Genomic DNA, 19,093 nt, shown 5'->3' on the forward strand with positions numbered 1-19,093 from the left:
GTACGGGTGGGGACGCGTCTGGTGGATGGAGCCCAGCTTCTTCGGATAGCCCTGGTGCAGCCCGCGGGCGATCGCGAAGTCCTTGTCGACCCAGATGTAGACGCAGCGGGAGTACGTCCGGCCCTCGAAGGAGCAGCGGACGACGACGAAGCACTCCTTGTACTGCGCGCGGACCGGGTCGAGCAGCTCCTCGCCGGACTCCGAGCACGACTGCCAGTCGGCCCAGATGATCGCGACCGCGCCGGGGTCGTCGGCGGCGGGCGACAGCGGCTCGGGGAGCAGTTCGGCGACGCGCGCTGGGTCCGTGCGGTACTCGACGGTGAGCAGGTCGCCCGAGTAGTGCCACGGCGGGCTCGGGATCAGCGACGAGCGGCCCGTCGCGGTCTTGGGGTGCAGGAAGCCTCGGACGGTCGCCACCACGTTCCTCCCGAACATCGTTTGGGTCCGTACGATAGTGGCTCTCGGGCATAATCGCCACACCGGCCCCTGGTGATCTGCGCGTTCGCCCGTGGAGTGTTGTCAGGAGTGTCCGTCCGCCATATGGTTTGAGGCCAAATGAGTTTGAGGGAGTGCGCGTGAGCCGACCGGTCGAGGACGTGGTGAGGGATCTGGCCGCCGACGGGATCGACGTGGTCCGGGTGTCCTATCCCGACCTGATCGGCGTGGAACGGGCGCGGGACGTGCTCGTCGAGCGGCTGCCCGCCGCCGTCGACCACGGGCTGTCGTTCTGCCGGGCCGTCTACCACACGACCCCCGGCGGCGAGACCGTCGAGGTCCCCGGCGGCATGGACGCCGGGCTCCCCGACATCCGCGTGCGTCCCGACCTGTCGACCCTGGCGAAGATCCCGTGGGAGGACGGCATCGCGTCCTGCCTGGGCGAGGCGCATGAGCCCGCGAGCGACGACCTCTGCCCCGAAGGGCCCCGCGAGGTGCTGCGCCGCGCCCTCGCCCGGCTGGGCGAACTGGGGATGCACGCCGTCGCCGGGCCCGAGTTCGAGTACTACCTCTGCGAGCCCGACCCGTCCTCGCCCACCGGCTGGCGCCGGTACGCCGACGCGCCCGGCAACGTCTACACCTCCGGGCGCAAGGGCGACCCCGACGGCCACGTCCTGCGCGTCCTGCGGCACCTGCGCGACCTCGGCCTCGGGGTGACGATGGGCAACCACGAGTTCGGCGGCGGCCAGTTCGAGATCAACCTCGACCACTCCGCCGCGCTCGACGCCGCCGACCGCGCGTTCCGGTTCAAGTCGTCCGTCCAGGAGATCGCGCGGAGCGAGGGGCGGCTCGCCACGTTCATGGCCAAGCCGTTCAACGACCAGGACGGGTCCGGCTTCCACGTCCACCTGTCCTGCCTGGACGCCGATGGGCACAACGTCTTCGAGGGGTCCGAGAGGGACGGACTGTCCGGGACCGCGCACCACGCCATCGCCGGGATCCTGGAGCACGCGCCCGCGCTCGCCGCGCTGCTCAACCCGACCATCAACTCCTACAAGCGGTTCGGCCCCGACAGCCTCGCCCCCTGGCTGATCGACTGGGGCCTGGACAACCGCAGCGCCATGGTCCGGATCCCGCCGGAGCGCGGCGCGGCGTCCCGGCTGGAGGTCCGGCTCGGGGACGCCAGCGCCAACCCCTACCTGGGGATCGCGGGCCTGATCGCCGCCGTCTACCTGGGCGTGCGGGACAAGGCGTCCGCGCCGCCGCCGCTGGAGGGCTACGGCTACGACGCCGCCAGGTCGCCCGCCCTGCCGGGCGACCTGTCCGCCGCGCTCGACGCCCTCGCCGCCGACGAGGCGCTGACGGACGTGCTCGGCGAGCCGTTCGTCACCGCCTTCCTCACCTACAAGCGGGACGAGGTCGCGCGCTTCCGCAGGTACGTCACCGACTGGGAGTTCCGCGAATACGCGTACCACCTCTAGGCGCCACCCCTCAGCGCCACCTTTGAGCGCCCCCCGGGTAAGGAGGCCCGTTGCCGAACGAGACCCTGGCCGTCGACCTCGCCGACCTCGACAACTTCATGGACGACGCGACCCCGTGGCGGATGTTCGAGGCGCTGCGCCGTTCCGAGCCCGTCCACTGGAACCCCGAGCCGGACGGCGGCAGCGGCTTCTGGTCCCTGACCCGGCACGCCGACATCGTGGCCGCCGGCCGCGACTCCGCGACGTTCACGTCGGAAAAGTTCGTCAACCTGGAGGAGGTGGACGAGCGCCAGGCCGAGATCCGCCGCTCCATGCTGGAGATGGACGGCCCCCGGCACCTCGCGCTGCGGCGGCTGCTGTCCCGCGAGTTCACCCCCCGCGCCGTCGCCGGGTATGCCACGTTCCTGCGCGGACTCACCGGCCGGACCCTCGACGCCGCGCTCGCCAAGGGCACCTTCGACTTCGTCGCGGAGATCGCCGCCGACTTCCCGATCAATGTGCTGGCCCGCATGCTGGACGTCCCGGACGGCGACACCCGGCGCCTCATCGACTGGGGCAACCGGATCATCGCCAATACCGACCCCGAGTACGCCGACGTCCTGCTGAACAGCGCGGAGAGCGAGCGGTACCGCGACCTGCCGTTCCGCAGCCCCGCGTCGCTGGAGGCCTTCGAGTACGGCCGCGAGCTCGCCGCCCGCCGCCGCGGCGGCGAGGGCACCGACCTCATCAGCCGCCTCGTCAACCAGACCCCGATCGACGGCGAGCCGCTCTCGGCCCGCGACTTCGACAACTACTTCCTGCTGCTCGTCGTCGCCGGGAACGAGACCACCCGGCACGCCATCACGCACGCCATGCGCGCTCTGATCGACCACCCCGAGCAGGCCGAACGCCTCCGCGCCGAGCCCGGCCTGATGCCAACGGCCGTCGAGGAGTTCCTGCGCTGGGCGTCGCCCGTCTACCACTTCCGCCGCACCGCGACCCGCGACACCGAGGTCAACGGGACGCCGATCGGCGCGGGCGACAAGGTCGTCCTGTGGTTCGCGTCCGCGAACCGGGACGAGGCGGTCTTCGCCGACCCGGGCCGCTTCGACGTCACCCGCGGCCCGAACGACCACATCGCGTTCGGCAAGGGCGGCCCCCACTACTGCCTGGGCGCCGCCCTCGCCCGCCTGGAGATGCGGATCATGTTCGAGGAGCTGCTGCCCCGCCTCTCCGATGTCCGCCTCGCGGGTGACGTGCGCCGCGTCCGCTCCAACTTCGTCAACGGCATCAAGCGGATGCCGGTGACCGTCACCCTCGCTTAGCGGACGTCCGCGTGGACGAGCGGAAGGTCGAAATACGCGAACAGGCCCGCATCGATGAAGCTCGATATGTGGGTGATGCCGGAGCGGGTGACGGTGAGCACCTGAAGGGAATGCGCGCGCAGGACGCCGTCCTCGCGCCGCAGGTACATGCCGAAGGCGGGCTGGCCGTTCGCGACGGTGGGCACGAGCCGGGTGACGCCGGGGACGGGTGACAACCGCGTACTGAGCAGCCGGCCGATCGCCTCGCGCCCGGAGAACCACTGCGGGACCGGCGGCATCTCCCAGGCCGCCTGCTCGGTGAGCAACCGGGTGATCGCCGGAATGTCGACGGCCTCGAACGCCTTGGCGAACCGGTCGAGGAGCTCGCGCCGCGCCGGGTCGTCCGGCTCGGTGATCTCGTCGCTGGCCGGGACGAGCCGCTCCAGCCGGGCGCGGGCGCGCAGCAGCGTGCTGTTCACCCCCGCGCCGGTCATGCCGAGCATCTCGGCGACGTCGGCCGCGGGCCAGGCCAGCACGTCGCGCAGGATCACCACGGCCCGCTGCCTGCCCGGCAGGTACTGCAGCGCGGCGATCAGCGCCAGCCGCAGCCCGGCCCGCGCCGCGACGATCGCGGCCGGGTCCTCCGGCGCGCGGCCGAGCAGCCGTTCGGAGAACGGCTCCAGCCAGGTCACCTCGGGGGCGAAGTTGCCGGGCGGCGGCGGATCGTCCGACGGCGCGGCGAGCCCGGACGGCATCACCCGCCGGCTGCCGTGCCGCAAGGCGTTCAGGCACGTGTTGGTCGCGATCCGGTACAGCCACGTCCGCAGGGACGCCCTGCCGTCGAAGGCGTCGTACGAGCGCCACGCGCGCAGATAGACCTCCTGGACCAGGTCCTCGGCGTCGTGGACGGAACCCAGCATGCGGTAGCAGTAGGCCAGCAGCTCGCGCCGGAACGGGTCGGTCAGCCGCGCGAACTCCTCGGCCCCGGCGCTCCCGGTGTTTCTCTCATCAGTTTTCATCAGGACATACCTCCCCATGTACTGACAGGCGACGGCGGCCGAAGTCGTCGGGTTCCCTCCGCTGATTCTCACGTCCTGCCCCGGTTTGTACAGGCGACCGGTGAAACACGTTCACCCGAGAACCGGAGGACCGCGCATGGCGCAGAGGACACGCGGCTGGCTGCTCGGCCTGACCGCGACGGCGTCGCTGATGGTGGCGCTGGACGCGACGGTGGTGGCGACCGCGCTGACCAGTATCCGGCAGGACCTGTCCGCCACCCTCGAACAGCTCGAATGGACGGTCAACGCCTACAACCTGACCTTCGCCGCGCTGCTGATGACCGGGGCCGCGCTCGGCGACCGGCTCGGCCGCAGGCGGATGTTCGCCGCCGGGCTCGGACTGTTCACGGCCGCCTCGGCGGCGTGCGCGCTCGCCCCCGGCATCGGCTGGCTGATCGCCGCGCGGGCCGTCCAGGGCGGCGGGGCCGCGCTGGTGATGCCGCTGGCGATGGCGCTGCTCGGCCACGGGTTCCCGCCCGGGCGGCGCGCCAAGGCGCTGGGGATCTTCGCCGGGCTGACCGGCCTCGCGGTCGTGGCCGGGCCGGTGGTCGGCGGGATCGTCACCGAGGGGCTGGCCTGGCAGTGGATCTTCTGGCTGAACGTGCCGATCGGGCTGGCCGTCATCCCGCTGGTGCTGCGGCGCGTCCCGGAGAGCCGGGGCGCCGGGGCGTCGTTCGACCTCGGCGGCGTCGTGCTGGTGTCCGGCGGCGCGCTGGGGCTGGTCTGGGGCCTGATCCGCGCCGACGCCGCGGGCTGGGGCGCGTTCGAGGTGGTCGGCGCGCTCGTGACCGGGGTGGTGCTGCTGGCGGCGTTCGTGGCCTGGGAGCTGCACGTCCGGCAGCCGATGGTGCCGATGCGGCTGCTGCGCTCGCGCGGCTTCTCCGCGGGCAACGCCGCCGGTCTCTTCATGTACGCGTCGCTGTACGGGTCGCTGTTCTTCATGACTCAGTTCCTCCAGGCGGGCCTGGGGCAGGGCCCGCTGGCCACGGGGCTCCATCTCGTCCCGTGGACGGCGACGGTCACCGTGGTGGCACCGGTCGCGGGGGCGCTGGTGAACCGCGTCGGGTCCCGTGTCCTCACCTCCGCCGGGCTGGCCATGCAGGCCGCCGGGATGGGCTGGATCGGGCTCGTCGCCGACTCGTCGATGCCGTACTCGCAGCTCGTCGCGCCGATGATCCTCGCGGGCGCCGGGGTCAGCATGGCGATGCCCGCCGCGCAGACCTCGGTCATCAACGCCGTCGCGCCGCCGGAGATCGGCAAGGCGTCGGGCGTCTTCAACACCCTGCGGCAGTTCGCCGCGGTGTTCGGGGTGGCGATCCTCGCGGCGGTGTTCACCGCCGAGGGCGGCTACGGCACCGCGCGGGCCTTCGCCGACGGCTTCGCCCCGGCCATCGCCGTGAGCGGCGCGCTGTCGCTGGCCGGCGCTCTCGCCGGGCTGCTGATCCCCCGGCCGGACCGGGCGCCCCGGACGGCCGGGCCCGGACGCTACGATCGGCGGCGCCGCAGCGTCCCCCGGAGGAAATATGCCGCGATTGAGTGAGATGGTGCCACCCCCGGTCACGCGGGGCCTGCTCCGCGCGGTGTTCGGGCTGCCGAACCCGATCAAGCGGCTGATCGCGGGCAGGCCCGTGCGGCTGGACGGTCAGCAGCTCGACCTCGACGCCCGGCTCCTGCTGCTCATGACGCGGCTGGAGGGCGGACGCCTGGGGGCGCCCACGGTGGAGGAGGCCCGGCGCGGCCTCCAGCGCGGGCAGACCTACCTCAACCGGGTGCCCGAACGTGCGGTGGGAAGGCGGGACGTCGACGCGGGCGGCGTCCCGGCCCGGCTCTACACGCCGGAGGGCCTGCCGGAAGGGTCCCCGCTGCTCGTCTTCTACCACGGCGGCGGATGGGTCATCGGCGACCTCGACACGCACGACACGGTGTGCCGCTACCTGGCCGTGCACGCCGACGTGCGGGTGCTGTCGGTGGCCTACCGGCTCGCCCCCGAGCATCCGTATCCGGCGGCGGCGGAGGACGCGGTGTCCGCCTACGAGTGGGCGGTGGCGAACGCCAGGGACCTGGACGCCGACCGGAGGGCCGTCGCGGTCGGGGGCGACAGCGCGGGCGGCAATCTCGCGGCCGTCGTCGGGGTGCTCGCCGAGCGCAGGCCCGCGTTCGCGCTGCTGTTCTACCCGGCGACCGACATGACGGTCAGGCGGCGGTCGCGGGAGCTGTTCGGGGAAGGGTTCTACCTCACCGACGACGACATGACCTGGTTCAGCGACCACTACTGCCCGGACGTGGAACGGCGCGCGGACCCGGCCGTGTCGCCGCTGCTCGCCGGGGACCTGAGCGGATTCCCGCCGACGTACCTCGTCACGGCCGGGTTCGACCCGCTGCGCGACGAGGGCGAGGCGTTCGCGCGGCGGCTGGAGGAGGCCGGGGTGCCGGTCGCGCCGCGGCGGCAGGACGACCTCATCCACGGCTTCGTGAACATGTGGTCGCTGGGCGGGCGGTTCCAGGAGGCGCTGTCCGAGGCGGCCGGGGCACTGCGCACCGGGCTGTACGCAGTGCCCCGCCGCCCGCGGAAGCCGAGCTAGAGCGGCAGACCCGTGAGGATCATGACCTTCTCCTCGGTGTAGTCGGCCATCGCGGAGCGCAGGCCCTCGCGTCCGACGCCGGAGTCCTTCACGCCGCCGTACGGCATCTGGTCGGCGCGGTAGGACGGGACGTCGCCGATCACGACGCCGCCGACCTCCAGCTCGCGGTGCGCGCGGAACGCGATGTCGAGGTTCCGCGTGAACACGCCCGCCTGGAGCCCGAACTTGGAGTCGTTGACCTGGGCGAACGCGTCGTCCACGCCGTCCGCCGGCTGGATGAGCATGACCGGGCCGAAGACCTCCTCGCGCGACACCTTGGCGTCGGCGGGCACCTCGGCCAGGACCGTGGGCGCGTACGCGGCGCCCTCGCGGGTGCCGCCGGTCAGGATCTTCGCGCCCGCGGCGACGGCCTCGTCCACCCACGACTCGACGCGCTCGGCGGCCTCCTGGCTGACGAGCGGCCCGACCTGGGTCTTGTCGTCCCACGGGTCGCCGGTGACGAGGGAGCCGACCCTCTCGACGAGCTTCGGCACGAACGCGTCGTAGACGGAACGGTCCACGTAGACGCGCTGGACGGCGATGCAGCTCTGCCCGGCCTGGTAGTTGGAGAACAGGCCGATCCGCTCGGCGGCCCAGTCGAGGTCGGCGTCCGGCAGGACGACCGCCGCGCCGTTCCCGCCCAGTTCGAGCGTGACGTGCTTGCGCGGCGCCCGGTCGTTGATCGCCCAGCCGACGGGCACGGACCCGGTGAACGACACGATCGGCAGGCGCGGGTCGTCCACCAGCGCGGGCGCCCGGTCGTTCGGCACCGTCAGGACGGAGAACATCCCGGCGGGCAGATCGGTCTCGGCGAGCAGCTCGCCGAGCAGCAGCGCGGACAGCGGCGTCGCCGGGGCGGGCTTGAGCACGATCGGCGTCCCGGCCGCGATCGCCGGGGCGATCTTGTGGGCGGCGAGGTTCAGCGGGAAGTTGAACGGCGAGATGCCGAGCACCGGGCCCTTCGGCACGCGGGTGATGTAGGCCATCCGGCCCTCGGCGGCCGGGTCGGTGTCGAGCCGCTGCGTGGTGGCGCTGAAGCGGCGGGCCTCCTCGGCGGCGAACCGGAACGTGGAGATCGCGCGGTTCACCTCGCCGCGCGCCCACAGCAGCGGCTTGCCGTTCTCGCCGGTGATCAGCCGGGCGACCTCCTCGGCCCGCTCGGCGAGCCGCGCGGACACGTGCGCGAGCGCCTCGGCCCGCACATGCAGGGGCAGTGCGGCCGCCGTCGCGCGGATCGCGTGCGCCGCGGCGACGGCCTCTTCCACCTGCCCGGGCGTCGGGACGGCCGCCGTCCCGACCACGCGGCCGTCATAGGGATGCGTAACGGTCAGCTCACCGTCACCGGTCTCGGGCCGGCCGGCCAGCCAGAATGGGGTCACGTTCATGCCTTCACGCTATCCCCGGCGGGCGCGTATGCGAGTCTCCACAGTGTCCAATCCGGTCGCCCGGACTGGACGTGATGGCGAGCGCGATCCACAGTTCCGCGCGGACGGCCGGGTCGTCCGGGTCGCGTCCGAGGACCTCGGCGGCCTTGCGCATCCGTGACCGGAGCGTATGCCGGTGGACGCCGAGCGCCCGCGCCGCCGCCTCGCCCTGCCCGTTGGCCGCTACGTACGCGCGGACGGTCTCGACCAGCTCCTCCTCGCGGAGCGGCGCGAGGAGCGTGTCGGCGAAGGCGTGCGCGAGGCCCGGGTCCAGAAGCCGGAGGACGCCCTGCCCGGCGAGCGCGGAGTAGCGGACGGCCTCCTGCTGCGACCGGACGGCCGCGGCCAGCGCGTCCTCGGCCTGCCGCAGCGCGGTTCCGAGATCGCCCGTGGCGGGGTCGGAGACGCCGACCGGGCCGGTGGCCGCCAGCAGCGGCTCGACGGTGCCGATCACCTCGTCCGGGACGATCACGGCGGCGCGCCCGTCGAGGGGGAGCGTCAGGCACCGCGCCCCGGCGGGGTCGGACTCCAGGACGTCGAGCACGGCGGGCCCGCCCGCGCAGGCCAGCACGCGCACCGGCCCGCGCGGCACCGCCGCCGCGTCGCCGGGGCGTCCGAGCAGCAGCGCCGCGAGCGAGGCCCGCAGGGCGCGGCCGGTGCGCGGCGTCTCCGACTGGAGCGTCAGCAGCGCGACGGCCGCGCCGACGATCGTGTGCGCGACGTGGGGGAGCGGCGCCCCGGTCCCGACGGCGAGGAAGCCGCGCGGGCGCCCGCCGAGCCCGATCCGCTGCACGACGATGTGGTCGTCCGGCACGGCCAGCGCCACACTCGCCGCCGCGCCCCCGTCCGCCGGACGGCTGCGCCGCAGCCGGGCCAGCTCGGGCGCGATGGCCTCGGCGCGGTCGCGGGCGGCGGCGGGCTCGGCGTGCCGGACGGCCCCGGACGCGTCCAGCAGCAGCGCCCACCCGCCGAGCAGCCGCGCCAGCCGGGCGACGAGCGCGCCGGGACCGGTCAGCGCGGCGCGGGTCAGCTCGCGCTGCGCCTGGAACGCGCGGGTCACGTCCTCGTACATCTCGGCGGCGAGCATCCGCGAGACGGCCTTGCCGATGGCGATGAACGGGGTCGGGCGGGGCACCTCCAGCAGGACGAGGCCCTGGTCCCGCGCGGCGCCGATCAGCTCGGGCGGGACGTCGTCGTGGATGACGCCGACCGCGAACCCGAGCCCGGCGACGCCGCGTCCGACCAGCCGGGACACGTACCGGGCGGCGCCCGCCGGGGTCAGCCGCATGCCCGTGGTGAGGACGAGCTCGCCCCCCTCCAGGAACGGCGTCGGGTCCTCCAGCTCGCTGACCGCGACCCACACGACCGGCGCGTCCGGCAGCGGCCCGGTGAGCGACCGGAGGCCGAGCTGCGGAAGGGCGGCAACGGTGGCCAGAGTGGGCGGCATCGCAATCCCTGTGCAAAGTGTCTATCCCAAGGGGCGGATTTCGCCGTCCCGTACGGTTCATCGTAGGCCGCGGCCGACTTATGTTCAGGCCATGACCAGCCAGGACCCTGCCCGGACGGCCAGCGGCACGCGCCTGCCGCAGGTACGACGCGTCGTGACCGAAATCCCCGGCCCGCGCTCCCAGGAGCTGCACAAGCGCCGGACGGCGGCGGTGCCGCCGGGCGTCGGCAGCGTGCTGCCGGTGTACGTGACGGACGCGGACGGCGGCGTGGTCGTCGACGCGGACGGCAACTCGCTGATCGACTTCGGCTCCGGCATCGCGGTCACCGGCGTGGGCAACGCCAACCCGCGGGTCGCCGCGCGGGTGAAGGCGCAGGCCGACCGGTTCACCCACACCTGCTTCATGGTCGCGCCGTACGAGTCGTACGTCGCGGTGTGCGAGAACCTCAACCGGATCACGCCCGGCGACCACGAGAAGCGCTCGTTCCTGGTGAACAGCGGCGCGGAGGCCGTGGAGAACGCCGTCAAGATCGCCCGGTACGCCACCGGGCGGGACGCGATCGTCGTGTTCGACCACGGCTACCACGGCCGGACGCTGCTGACGATGACGCTGACATCGAAGAACATGCCGTACAAGCACGGGTTCGGCCCGTACGCGCCCGAGGTCTACCGGATGCCGCTCGCCTACCCGTTCCGCTGGCCGACCGGGCCGGAGAACTGCGGGCCCGAGGCGGCGGCGCAGGTCGTTGACCAGATCGGCAAGCAGCTCGGCGCGACGAACGTCGCGGCCGTGCTGATCGAGCCGATCCAGGGCGAGGGCGGGTTCATCGAGCCCGCGCCCGGGTTCCTGCCCGCGCTGGCCGAGTTCTGCCGCGCCAACGGCATCCTGTTCATCGCGGACGAGGTGCAGACCGGCTTCGCCCGGACGGGCGACATGTTCGCCTGCGAGCACGAGGGCGTCGTCCCGGACATCGTCGCGACGGCGAAGGGCATCGCGGGCGGGCTGCCGCTGGCCGGGGTCACCGGCCGCGCCGACATCATGGACAAGGTGCACGGCGGCGGGCTCGGCGGCACCTACGGCGGCAACCCGCTGGCCTGCGAGGCGGCCCTGGCGGTGCTGGAGGAGATCGAGGACGGCAAGCTCACCGAGCGCGCCCGCCGGATCGGGGAGATCATGCTGCCCCGGCTGCGCGCCCTCGCCGGGGAGCATCCCGCGATCGGGGACGTGCGCGGCCGCGGCGCGATGATCGCGATCGAGCTGGTGCGGCCGGGCACGAAGGAGCCCGATCCGGAGCTGACCGCGCGGGTCGCGGCGCGCTGCCACGAGCGGGGGCTGCTCGTGCTGACGACGGGGACGTACGGGAACGTCCTGCGCTTCCTGCCGCCGCTCGTGATCCCGGAGGAGCTGCTCGTCGAGGGCCTCGACGTCCTTGAGGAGGCGTTCGCGGGCTGACCTGCGCGAACGATGACCGCCGGCCCCCGTTGGGGGTCGGCGGTTCCGGCATGCCCGGGTCCCTGTGAACGGCGTCACTCCGTTACGCGTCCGTTATTGACCCTTCGTATTCGGGCCCCGTACGTTCGCAATACGTTTGGGCCCAAATTTTCACCCCCGAGGGCGTAGGGACGGAGTGCGAGGGATGGACCGAGGCATGGAATCGGGCGCGACGCCGGACCTGGTGCTGCTGGACGGAGAGGTCCTCACGGCCGACGCGGAGTTCTCCGTGGCGCGGGCGCTGGCGATCACCGGCGGCAGGATCAGCGCGGTCGGCGGCACCGGCGAGATCCGCGCGCTGGCCGGCCCGCGCACGCAGGTCGTCGACCTGCGCGGCCGCACCGCGCTTCCCGGCATCAACGACTCGCACCTGCACGGCGCCGCGTTCGGCACGACCCGCCCGCCGCTGGCGCTGGACGTCGCGTTCCCCACCGTCCGGTCGATCGCGGACATCCAGGAGTCGGTGAAGGAGGCCGCGTCCCGCATCCCGGAGGGCGAGTGGATCCGCGGCTACGGCTGGGACCCCGGCTACCTGTCCGAATGCGGCGAAGGCGGCCGCATGCCCGACCGCGCCGACCTCGACTCCGTCGCCTCGGTCCACCCCGTCTACCTCCAGGACTTCACCGGCCACCTCACCTGGGTCAACTCCCGCGCCCTCGAACTGGCCGGCGTCACGCGTGACACGGCCGTTCCCGAGGGCGGGGTCGTCCACACCGATGGCGCGGGCAACCCGACCGGGCTGCTCGCCGAGGGCGCGCAGGAGCTGATCCAGGGACGCCTGCCCGCCTTCACCCGCGAGGAGATCGAGCGGGCCATCCGCGAGAACGTCGCCGTCCTGCACAAGGAGGGCATCACCAGCTACACCGAGCCCGGCCTCGGCCCCGGCGGCAAGAGCCTGTTCGCCGGCGCGTCCGACCAGCTCACCCTGGACGTCTACGGCGACCTCGCCCGCGCCGGGGAACTCGGCGCCCGCGTCAGCGTCCTGCTGATGCTCACCGGCATGGGCGGCTCGGTCGCCGAGATCGCCGAGGGCCTCGCGAGCGCGCGGATCCCGCAGGACGTCGACCCGCGCCTCCTGCGCGTCATCGGCGTCAAGCTCTTCGCCGACGGCACCCCGCCCAACAAGACGGCGTGGATGCGCGACGAGTACGCCGGAGGCGGCGGGTTCGGCTGCCTGTGCGTGCACGGCGCGACCGACGCGCTGCGCACCACCGAGCTGAACGAGATGATCCGCCTCGCGCACATCGCCGGGCACCAGCTCGGCGTGCACGTCACCGGCGACCGCTCCCTCGACGCCGTCGTGGACGCGCTGGAGGCCGCGCAGATCCAGCACCCCCGCGACGATCCGCGGCACTACGTCATCCACGCCGACCTACCGGGGCCGCAGAGCCTCCGCAAGCTCGCCGAGCACCGCTTCGGCGCGAACATGAACCCGGCGATCAAATGGACGATCGTCGACATGCTGGCAGAGATGCTCGGCCCCGACCGGGCCGCCTACCAGTACCCCGTCCGCTCGGCGCTGGAGGCGGGGATCCCCGTCACCGCCAGCTCCGACGCCCCCGTCACCTACCCGAACTGGCGGCAGGGCATCGCGGCGATGATGCTGCGCGAGTCGAAGGCCAGCGGCCGCGTGTACGGGCCGGAGGAGTGCGTCGGGCTGCCCGACGCCGTCCGGGCCTACACCGTCAACGCCGCCTGGCAGGACTTCGCCGAGGACTGGAAGGGCACCCTCGAACCCGGCAGGGTCGCCGACGTCACCGTCCTCGACGGCACCATCACCTCGCTCGACCCGCACGACCTCCCGGACGTCCCCGTCGCGATGACCGTCTTCGACGGCGGCGTCGTCCACAGCACCGAAGGTCTCTGACATGCGAAAAGCACATATCGCACGCATTATCGCCGCCGCCGTCCTCGCACTGCCCGTGGCGGCCTGCGGCTCGGGTTCCGGTTCCGGTTCCGACTCGGGGCCGATCAACATCGGGTCGGTGTCGTCGCTGAGCGGCCCGGTCACCTTCCCCGAGGCGTCGGCTGCGGCCCGCGCCGTGTTCGACGACGTCAACGCCAAGGGCGGCATCAACGGGCGCAAGATCGCCTACACCGCCGCCGACGACAAGGGCGACCCGGCCAGCGCCGCCCTCGCCGCCCGCGACGTCATCCAGAACAAGAAGGCCGTCGCCCTCGCCGGTGGCGCGAGCCTGGTCGACTGCCAGGTCAACGGCCCGCTGTACGAGCAGAACAAGATCACCGACGTGCGCGGGATCGGGGTGGACCCGGGCTGCTTCAGCTCGCCGAACATCTCGCCGGTCAACACCGGCCCGTACTTCGGCTCGACGGTGTCGCTGTACTACGCGTCCGAGACACTGAAGCTGAACAAGATCTGCGCGTTCTTCGTCATCATCGGCAGCACCGCGAACGCCTACAAGGAGGGCGTCGACCGCTGGTCCAAGATCACCGGCAAGAAGCCGTTGATCACCGACCTGAGCCTGTCGGCGAACACCACCGACTTCACGCCCTACATCCTGCGGGCGCGGGACGCGGGCTGCGAGGCGGTCCTGTTCAACGGCGTCGAGCCCATGCTGATCGGCTGGGTGAAGGCCGCGCAGGCGCAGCGGGTCAAGGGCATCAAGTGGCTGTTCCTCGCGCCCGCCTACACCGTGGAGGTGGCGAAGGCGCTCGGTCCCGCCGGCAAGGACATCTACGCGCTGTCGGAGTTCGAGCCGTACACCGACCAGCAGTCCGCGGCCAACAAGGACTGGCGGGAGAGCATGACCCGGCACAAGCTGCCGCTCACCTCGTTCGCGCAGGGCGGGTACCTGTCCGCCCAGCACCTGGTCACGGTGCTGCGCTCGATCAAGGGCGACATCACCCGCGAGTCCGTCACCGAGGCGATGAAGAACCTCAAGCCGCTGCCCACGGAGATGACCGGCCTGCCGTTCGCGTTCGGGTCCGGCAACGCCCACGCCTCCAACCTCGCCGCCAAGTTCGTCCAGCCGGACGGCAAGGGCGGCTGGACCGTGCTCACCGACGACTGGATCAAACTGCCCAATGGTTGAGGGAGCGATCGCAGGACTCGCCGGCGGCGGCGCGTACGCCGCGCTCGGCCTCTGCCTGACGCTGATGTTCCGGCTGGTCAGGGTCGTCAACTTCGCGCAGGTCGCGATCGGCGTGATCGGCGTCTACACGATGGCGATCCTGGCCGAGCACGGCTGGCCCTACGGCCTCGCCGCGCTCGCGGGGCTGCTCGCCGCGACGCTCTGCGCCGCCGTGCTCGGCTGGGTGATGGGCAGATGGTTCGGTGAGGCCGGCCCCGACCAGCGTTCCGCGATCTCGATCGCGTTCCTGGTCAGCCTGCTCGCCGTGTCCTACCTGGCGTTCGGGACGGACCCGCGCCGCATGCCCGGCCAGTTCGGCGGTTCGCTCATCACCGTCAACGACATCACGATCACGCAGGCCGCCGCCGTGTGCACGGCCGGCTCGATCGCGGTGGCGGCCGGGGCGTGGCTCGTCCTCACCCGGACGGTCCTCGGGCTGCGGCTCCGCGCGCTGTCGGAACGTCCGACGACCGCGGAGCTGCACGCCATCCCGTCGCGGCGGCTCGGCGTGCTGATGTGGGCGGTCACCGGGCTGCTGTCGGCGGCGGTGCTGCTCGTCATCGCGCCGCAGCAGACCAGCGACCAGACGTCGCTGGCCCTGATGATCATCCCCGCGGGGGCCGCCGCGCTCGTCGGCGGCTTCCGCAGCCTCGGCCTCACGGTCGCGGGCGGGCTCGGGCTCGGCGCGCTGCAGGGCGCGCTCGCGCACGTGTCCGAACTGCAGCAGTACCGCGACACGGTGCCGTTCCTGGCGATCCTCGCCATCTTGATCTGGTCCCAGCGGCGGGAGGTGTGGGATGTCGCGCGTTGATCTCACCTTTGTGAGGCAGCCGGCGATGGCGCTGGCGGTCGTCGTGGTCGCGGCGGTCGCCGTCCCGCAGTACTGGCTGTTCCTCGCGACGTCGGCGCTGGTGTCGGCGGTCGCGCTGCTCGGCCTCGGCATCGTCGGGCGCGCCGGCATGAACTCGCTGTGCCAGCTGTCGTTCGCCGCCGTGGGCGCCTGGACGGTCGCCCAGCTCAACGTGTGGCAGGCCCCCGGGACGCTCATCCTCTGGACGATCGCGGGCGGCCTCGTCGCGATGCCGTTCGGGATCCTGATCGGCCTTCCCGCGCTGCGCCTGCGCGGCGTGCACCTCGCGGTCGTCACGCTCGGGTTCGCCGCGGCGGCGGCCGTCGTCGTATCCGCGGTCAACTTCCCCGGCGTCGACACCTACCAGCAGGTGCTGCGGCCCGAGTTCATCGCCACCGACCGGCAGTACTTCGTCTACGCGGGACTGCTGTTCGTCGTGCTCGCGCTCGGCGTCGAGTGGGTCGGGCGCACCCGGATGGGCGCGGCGTGGCGGGCCGTCCGGTTCTCCGAGCGCGCCACCGCCGCCGCCGGGACGAGCGTCGCCCGCGCCAAGCTGTCGGCGTTCGCGCTCAGCGCGTTCGCCGCGGGCCTCGCGGGCGGGCTGCTCGCCGGGCAGGTCGGCATGATCACCGCGCAGAACTTCGGGGTGATCGCGTCGCTGGCGCTGTTCGTCGTCGCCGTGATGGCGGGCAGCGAGTACGTCTTCGGCGCGATGTTCGGCGGATTCCTGATCATGTTCGTGCCGGAGTTCTTCCGCCGCGCCGGGATCTCGCAGGACTGGGCGAACGTGCTGTTCGGCGTCGGGGCCGTCCAGGCGCTGTCGCAGGGCAGCAGCATCATGGAGGGGCTGGCCAGGCGGCTGCGCGCGCGCCGTCCGGCGCCGACCCCGCCGCCGCGCGAGCCACTGGACGGCGGCACACCGCCGCTCGGCACGAAACCGCTGCTCAAGGCCGAAGGGCTCACCGTCCGGTTCGGGCAGGTCGCCGCGCTGCAGGACGTCGACCTCACCGTCCCCGAAGGCACCGTCATGGGCCTCATCGGGCCGAACGGCGCGGGCAAGTCGACGCTCACCGACGCGCTGTCCGGGTTCATCAGGGACGCCGCCGGGACCGTGGCGCTCGACGGCCGCAGCCTGGACGGGCTGCCCGTGCACCGCCGCGCCGCCGCCGGGCTGCGCCGCACCTTTCAGCAGGACCGCGTCCCGACCGGCCTCACCGTCGGCGCCTACCTGCGCTTCGCCGCGCACCGCACGGTCACCCGGGACGAGCTGGAGGACGTCCGCGACTTCCTCGGCTGCCCGCCGGCGGAGGCCCACGTCCTCGACCTGGACGTCGGCAGCCGCCGCCTGCTGGAGGTGGCCGCCGCCATCCTCGCCCGGCCGAAGCTCATCGTGCTGGACGAGCCCGCCGCCGGGCTCGCCCACGCCGAGTCGATCGCGCTCGCCGACCGGCTCATCGAGGTGCCGGCCAGGTTCGGCGCGTCGGTGCTGCTCATCGAGCACGACCTGGACATGGTCCGGCGGGCCTGCGCGACGATCGTCGTCCTCGACGCGGGCGTGGTCATCGCGGCGGGCCCGCCCGCCGAGGTCCTCGCCAAACCCGAAGTGGCGCGCGCCTACCTGGGAGACGAGGTGGCCCTCACATGAAGGAGCTGAAGCTGGCGGACGTGTCGGTCGGCCGGGGCGGCGCCCCGATCGTCCGGGACGTGACCCTGACCGTCACCACCGGGGAGGTCACCGTCCTGCTCGGCCCGAACGGCGCCGGGAAGACGACCCTGCTGGAAGCCATCGCGGGCGTCCTGCCGATCACGTCCGGGAAGCTCACCGGGGACGGCGACGACCTCACCGGCCTCGACCGGGTGACGCGGGCCAAGCGCGGCATCGCCCTGGTCGAGCAGGGCCGGACGGTCTTCAGCGGCCTCACCGTCGCGGAGAACCTGCGCGTCGCGCGGCGCGGCACCGGGGGCGACCGCGCCCTCGACCTGTTCCCCGAGCTGAAAAAGCGCATGGACGTCCAGGCGGGCCTGCTGTCCGGGGGCGAGCAGCAGATGGTCGTGCTGGCCCGCGCGCTGTCGATGTCGCCGTCCGTGCTGCTGATCGACGAGATGTCGCTCGGCCTCGCGCCGGTGATCGTGAAGCGGCTGCTGCCCGCCGTCCGGGCCCTCGCGGACGAGGGCGCCGCGGTCCTGCTGGTCGAGCAGTTCGCGACGCTCGCCCTGGAGATCGGCGACACCGCGCACGTCCTGGCGGGCGGGCGGCTCACCCACAGCGGACCGGCGGCGCCGCTGCGCAAGGCCCCCGACGTCCTGCACACCGCCTATCTTGGTGAGCCCGCGATCAAGAGTTGAGGAGACGGAAATGCAACGGGTTCTGATCGTCACGGGCGGGGGCAGCGGGATCGGTGCCGCCGTCGCCGCCGACGCGGCCGGACGCGGCGACACGGTCGTGATCTGCGGCCGCCGCAAGGACGCGCTGGATCGGGTCGCCGCCGAGACCGGGGCCGAGCCCCGCGTCTGCGACGTGTCCGACGCCGACGCCGTCACGGACCTGGTGTCCGGCGTCGTCGCCGCGCACGGGCGCCTCGACGGCGTCGTCGCCAACGCGGGCACCCTCCGCAACGGCGGCGTCCTCGACCTGTCGCCCGAGGACTGGAACGTCACCGTCCAGACCAACCTGACCTCGGTGTTCCTGCTGGCCAAGGCCGCGCTGCCGCACCTGATCGAGACGAAGGGCGCGCTCGTCGCGGTGTCGTCGGTGGCGTCGCTGCGCGTGCCGCTCGGCTGCGCCGCCTACGCCACGTCCAAGGCCGGGCTGACCATGCTGACCCAGACGATCGCGGTGGACTACGGGCCGCAGGGCATCCGCGCCAACGTCGTGTGCCCCGGCTGGATCCGCACCGAGATGTCCGACATGGAGATGGGCTACTTCGGGGAGCCGCACGGCCTCGGACGGGAGCAGGCCTACGACGAGGTCACCCGGCTCGTCCCGCAGGGCCGTGCGGGCACGCCCGAGGAGGCAGCGGCGGCGGTCATGTGGCTGCTCGGCCCGGAGTCGTCCTACGTGAACGGCGCCGTGCTGAGCGTGGACGGCGGCACCGTCCTGCCCGACCCCGGCACCATCCCGTTCAACTTCCAGGTCAAGGCGCGCTAGGCGCGAGATCGTCCTTGTACAGGTCGGCGAGGATGTCGTAGGAGCGCAACCGGTCGGCGTGGTCGTGGACCTGCGTCACCACCATGACCTCGTCCACGCCCGACCGTTCGATGAGACCGTCCAGTTGCTTCCGGACGGTCTCGGGCCCGCCCACGACCTGGTCGGCGAGCCGCGCGTCGATCATCTGCCGGTCCAGGGGCGTGTACGGGTAGGCCGCGGTCTCCTCCGGCGACGGCAGCGGGCCGGGCGCGCCCCGCCGCAGCCGCAGGAACGCCAGCGCCTGCGGCTGCGCCAGCTCCCACGCCCGCTCGTCGGTGCCGGCGGCCGTGACCGACACGCCGATCATCGAGTACGGCTCGTCCAGCGCGCCGGGCCGGAACGACTCCCGGTACAGGCTCAGCGCCGGGACGGTGTTCTGCGCGCTGAAGTGGTGCGCGAACGCGAACGGCAGCCCGAGCAGCCCCGCCAGCCGCGCGCTGTACCCGCTGGACCCGAGCAGCCACACCGGCGGCTCGTTGCCCGCCGCCGGGGTCACCTTGCTGTCCGCGCCGAAGTAGCCGCGCAGCTCGGCGACCTGCTCCGGGAAGTCGTCCACCGACAGGGCCTCGGGGGAGCGGCGCAGCGCCAGCGCCGTCGCCTGGTCGGTACCGGGCGCGCGGCCGAGGCCGAGGTCGATGCGTCCCGGGTAGAGCGCCTCCAGCGTCCCGAACTGCTCCGCGACCACCATCGGCGCGTGGTTCGGCAGCATCACCCCGCCCGACC

16 protein-coding genes are annotated in these 19,093 nt (G+C 73.0%); 11 read left to right on the forward strand and 5 right to left on the reverse strand.

The window, feature by feature from the left end; genetic code table 11:
* A partial coding sequence (locus ETD83_RS27440) for an acetoacetate decarboxylase family protein (protein ID WP_230421222.1) occupies positions 1-435 on the reverse strand: 435 nt, incomplete at its 3' end.
* Between the two features lie 140 nt (positions 436-575).
* Here ETD83_RS27440 and ETD83_RS27445 point away from each other — a divergent pair.
* Both ETD83_RS27445 and ETD83_RS27450 read left to right on the forward strand, forming a co-directional pair.
* Positions 576-1,916, forward strand: a complete 1,341-nt coding sequence (locus ETD83_RS27445; RefSeq protein WP_205717912.1) for a glutamine synthetase family protein — start codon at positions 576-578, stop codon at positions 1,914-1,916.
* A gap of 50 nt (positions 1,917-1,966) precedes the next feature.
* Positions 1,967-3,220: a cytochrome P450 gene (locus tag ETD83_RS27450; RefSeq protein WP_230421223.1), complete on the forward strand. Its 1,254-nt coding sequence runs from the start codon at positions 1,967-1,969 to the stop codon at positions 3,218-3,220.
* Here the strand turns inward: ETD83_RS27450 and ETD83_RS27455 are convergent.
* Positions 3,217-4,218, reverse strand: a complete 1,002-nt coding sequence (locus tag ETD83_RS27455; protein WP_138648103.1) for a sigma-70 family RNA polymerase sigma factor — start codon at positions 4,216-4,218, stop codon at positions 3,217-3,219. The two genes, ETD83_RS27450 and ETD83_RS27455, sit on opposite strands and share 4 nt — an antisense overlap.
* Before the next feature lie 136 nt (positions 4,219-4,354).
* On the opposite strand from ETD83_RS27455, the gene ETD83_RS27460 reads away from it, so the two are divergent.
* Together ETD83_RS27460 and ETD83_RS27465 are read left to right on the forward strand one after the other, a co-directional pair.
* The gene (locus tag ETD83_RS27460) at positions 4,355-5,797 is read left to right on the forward strand and encodes an MFS transporter (RefSeq protein WP_138648104.1); all 1,443 of its coding nucleotides are present in this window, start codon (positions 4,355-4,357) and stop codon (positions 5,795-5,797) included.
* Positions 5,781-6,839: an alpha/beta hydrolase gene (locus ETD83_RS27465; RefSeq protein WP_138648105.1), complete on the forward strand. Its 1,059-nt coding sequence runs from the start codon at positions 5,781-5,783 to the stop codon at positions 6,837-6,839. Before ETD83_RS27460 ends, ETD83_RS27465 begins: the two co-directional genes overlap by 17 nt.
* Here ETD83_RS27465 and ETD83_RS27470 read toward each other — a convergent pair.
* Together ETD83_RS27470 and ETD83_RS27475 are read right to left on the reverse strand one after the other, a co-directional pair.
* Positions 6,836-8,263: an aldehyde dehydrogenase family protein gene (locus ETD83_RS27470; protein WP_138648106.1), complete on the reverse strand. Its 1,428-nt coding sequence runs from the start codon at positions 8,261-8,263 to the stop codon at positions 6,836-6,838. The genes ETD83_RS27465 and ETD83_RS27470 overlap by 4 nt on opposite strands.
* A gap of 4 nt (positions 8,264-8,267) precedes the next feature.
* Positions 8,268-9,749 carry a PucR family transcriptional regulator gene (locus ETD83_RS27475; RefSeq protein WP_138648107.1) on the reverse strand — a complete coding sequence of 494 codons (1,482 nt, stop codon included), beginning with the start codon at positions 9,747-9,749 and terminating at the stop codon, positions 8,268-8,270.
* A gap of 91 nt (positions 9,750-9,840) precedes the next feature.
* On the opposite strand from ETD83_RS27475, the gene gabT reads away from it, so the two are divergent.
* The 7 genes from gabT to ETD83_RS27510 all read left to right on the forward strand — a co-directional run bounded on the left by gabT (position 9,841) and on the right by ETD83_RS27510 (position 18,331).
* A complete protein-coding gene (gabT, locus tag ETD83_RS27480; protein ID WP_138648108.1) occupies positions 9,841-11,202 on the forward strand; it encodes a 4-aminobutyrate--2-oxoglutarate transaminase in 1,362 nt (453 codons plus the stop codon).
* A 184-nt stretch (positions 11,203-11,386) separates the two neighbouring features.
* Positions 11,387-13,108: an amidohydrolase gene (locus ETD83_RS27485; RefSeq protein WP_205717913.1), complete on the forward strand. Its 1,722-nt coding sequence runs from the start codon at positions 11,387-11,389 to the stop codon at positions 13,106-13,108.
* A gap of 1 nt (position 13,109) precedes the next feature.
* A complete protein-coding gene (locus ETD83_RS27490; RefSeq protein ID WP_138648109.1) occupies positions 13,110-14,294 on the forward strand; it encodes an ABC transporter substrate-binding protein in 1,185 nt (394 codons plus the stop codon).
* A complete protein-coding gene (locus ETD83_RS27495; RefSeq protein ID WP_138648110.1) occupies positions 14,287-15,144 on the forward strand; it encodes a branched-chain amino acid ABC transporter permease in 858 nt (285 codons plus the stop codon). The genes ETD83_RS27490 and ETD83_RS27495 overlap by 8 nt, the downstream gene beginning before the upstream one ends.
* Entirely contained in the window at positions 15,131-16,828 is a 1,698-nt protein-coding gene (locus ETD83_RS27500) for a branched-chain amino acid ABC transporter ATP-binding protein/permease (protein WP_138648111.1), read from the forward strand. The genes ETD83_RS27495 and ETD83_RS27500 overlap by 14 nt, the downstream gene beginning before the upstream one ends.
* Entirely contained in the window at positions 16,825-17,529 is a 705-nt protein-coding gene (locus ETD83_RS27505; RefSeq protein ID WP_138648112.1) for an ABC transporter ATP-binding protein, read from the forward strand. Before ETD83_RS27500 ends, ETD83_RS27505 begins: the two co-directional genes overlap by 4 nt.
* Positions 17,530-17,539: 10 nt before the next feature.
* Entirely contained in the window at positions 17,540-18,331 is a 792-nt protein-coding gene (locus ETD83_RS27510) for an SDR family NAD(P)-dependent oxidoreductase (RefSeq protein ID WP_138648113.1), read from the forward strand.
* On the opposite strand, the gene ETD83_RS27515 is transcribed toward ETD83_RS27510, so the two are convergent.
* A partial coding sequence (locus tag ETD83_RS27515) for an LLM class flavin-dependent oxidoreductase (protein ID WP_138648114.1) occupies positions 18,318-19,093 on the reverse strand: 776 nt, incomplete at its 5' end. The two genes, ETD83_RS27510 and ETD83_RS27515, sit on opposite strands and share 14 nt — an antisense overlap.

Source organism: Actinomadura soli (genome assembly GCF_005889715.1).
GTDB lineage: Bacteria > Actinomycetota > Actinomycetes > Streptosporangiales > Streptosporangiaceae > Spirillospora > Spirillospora soli.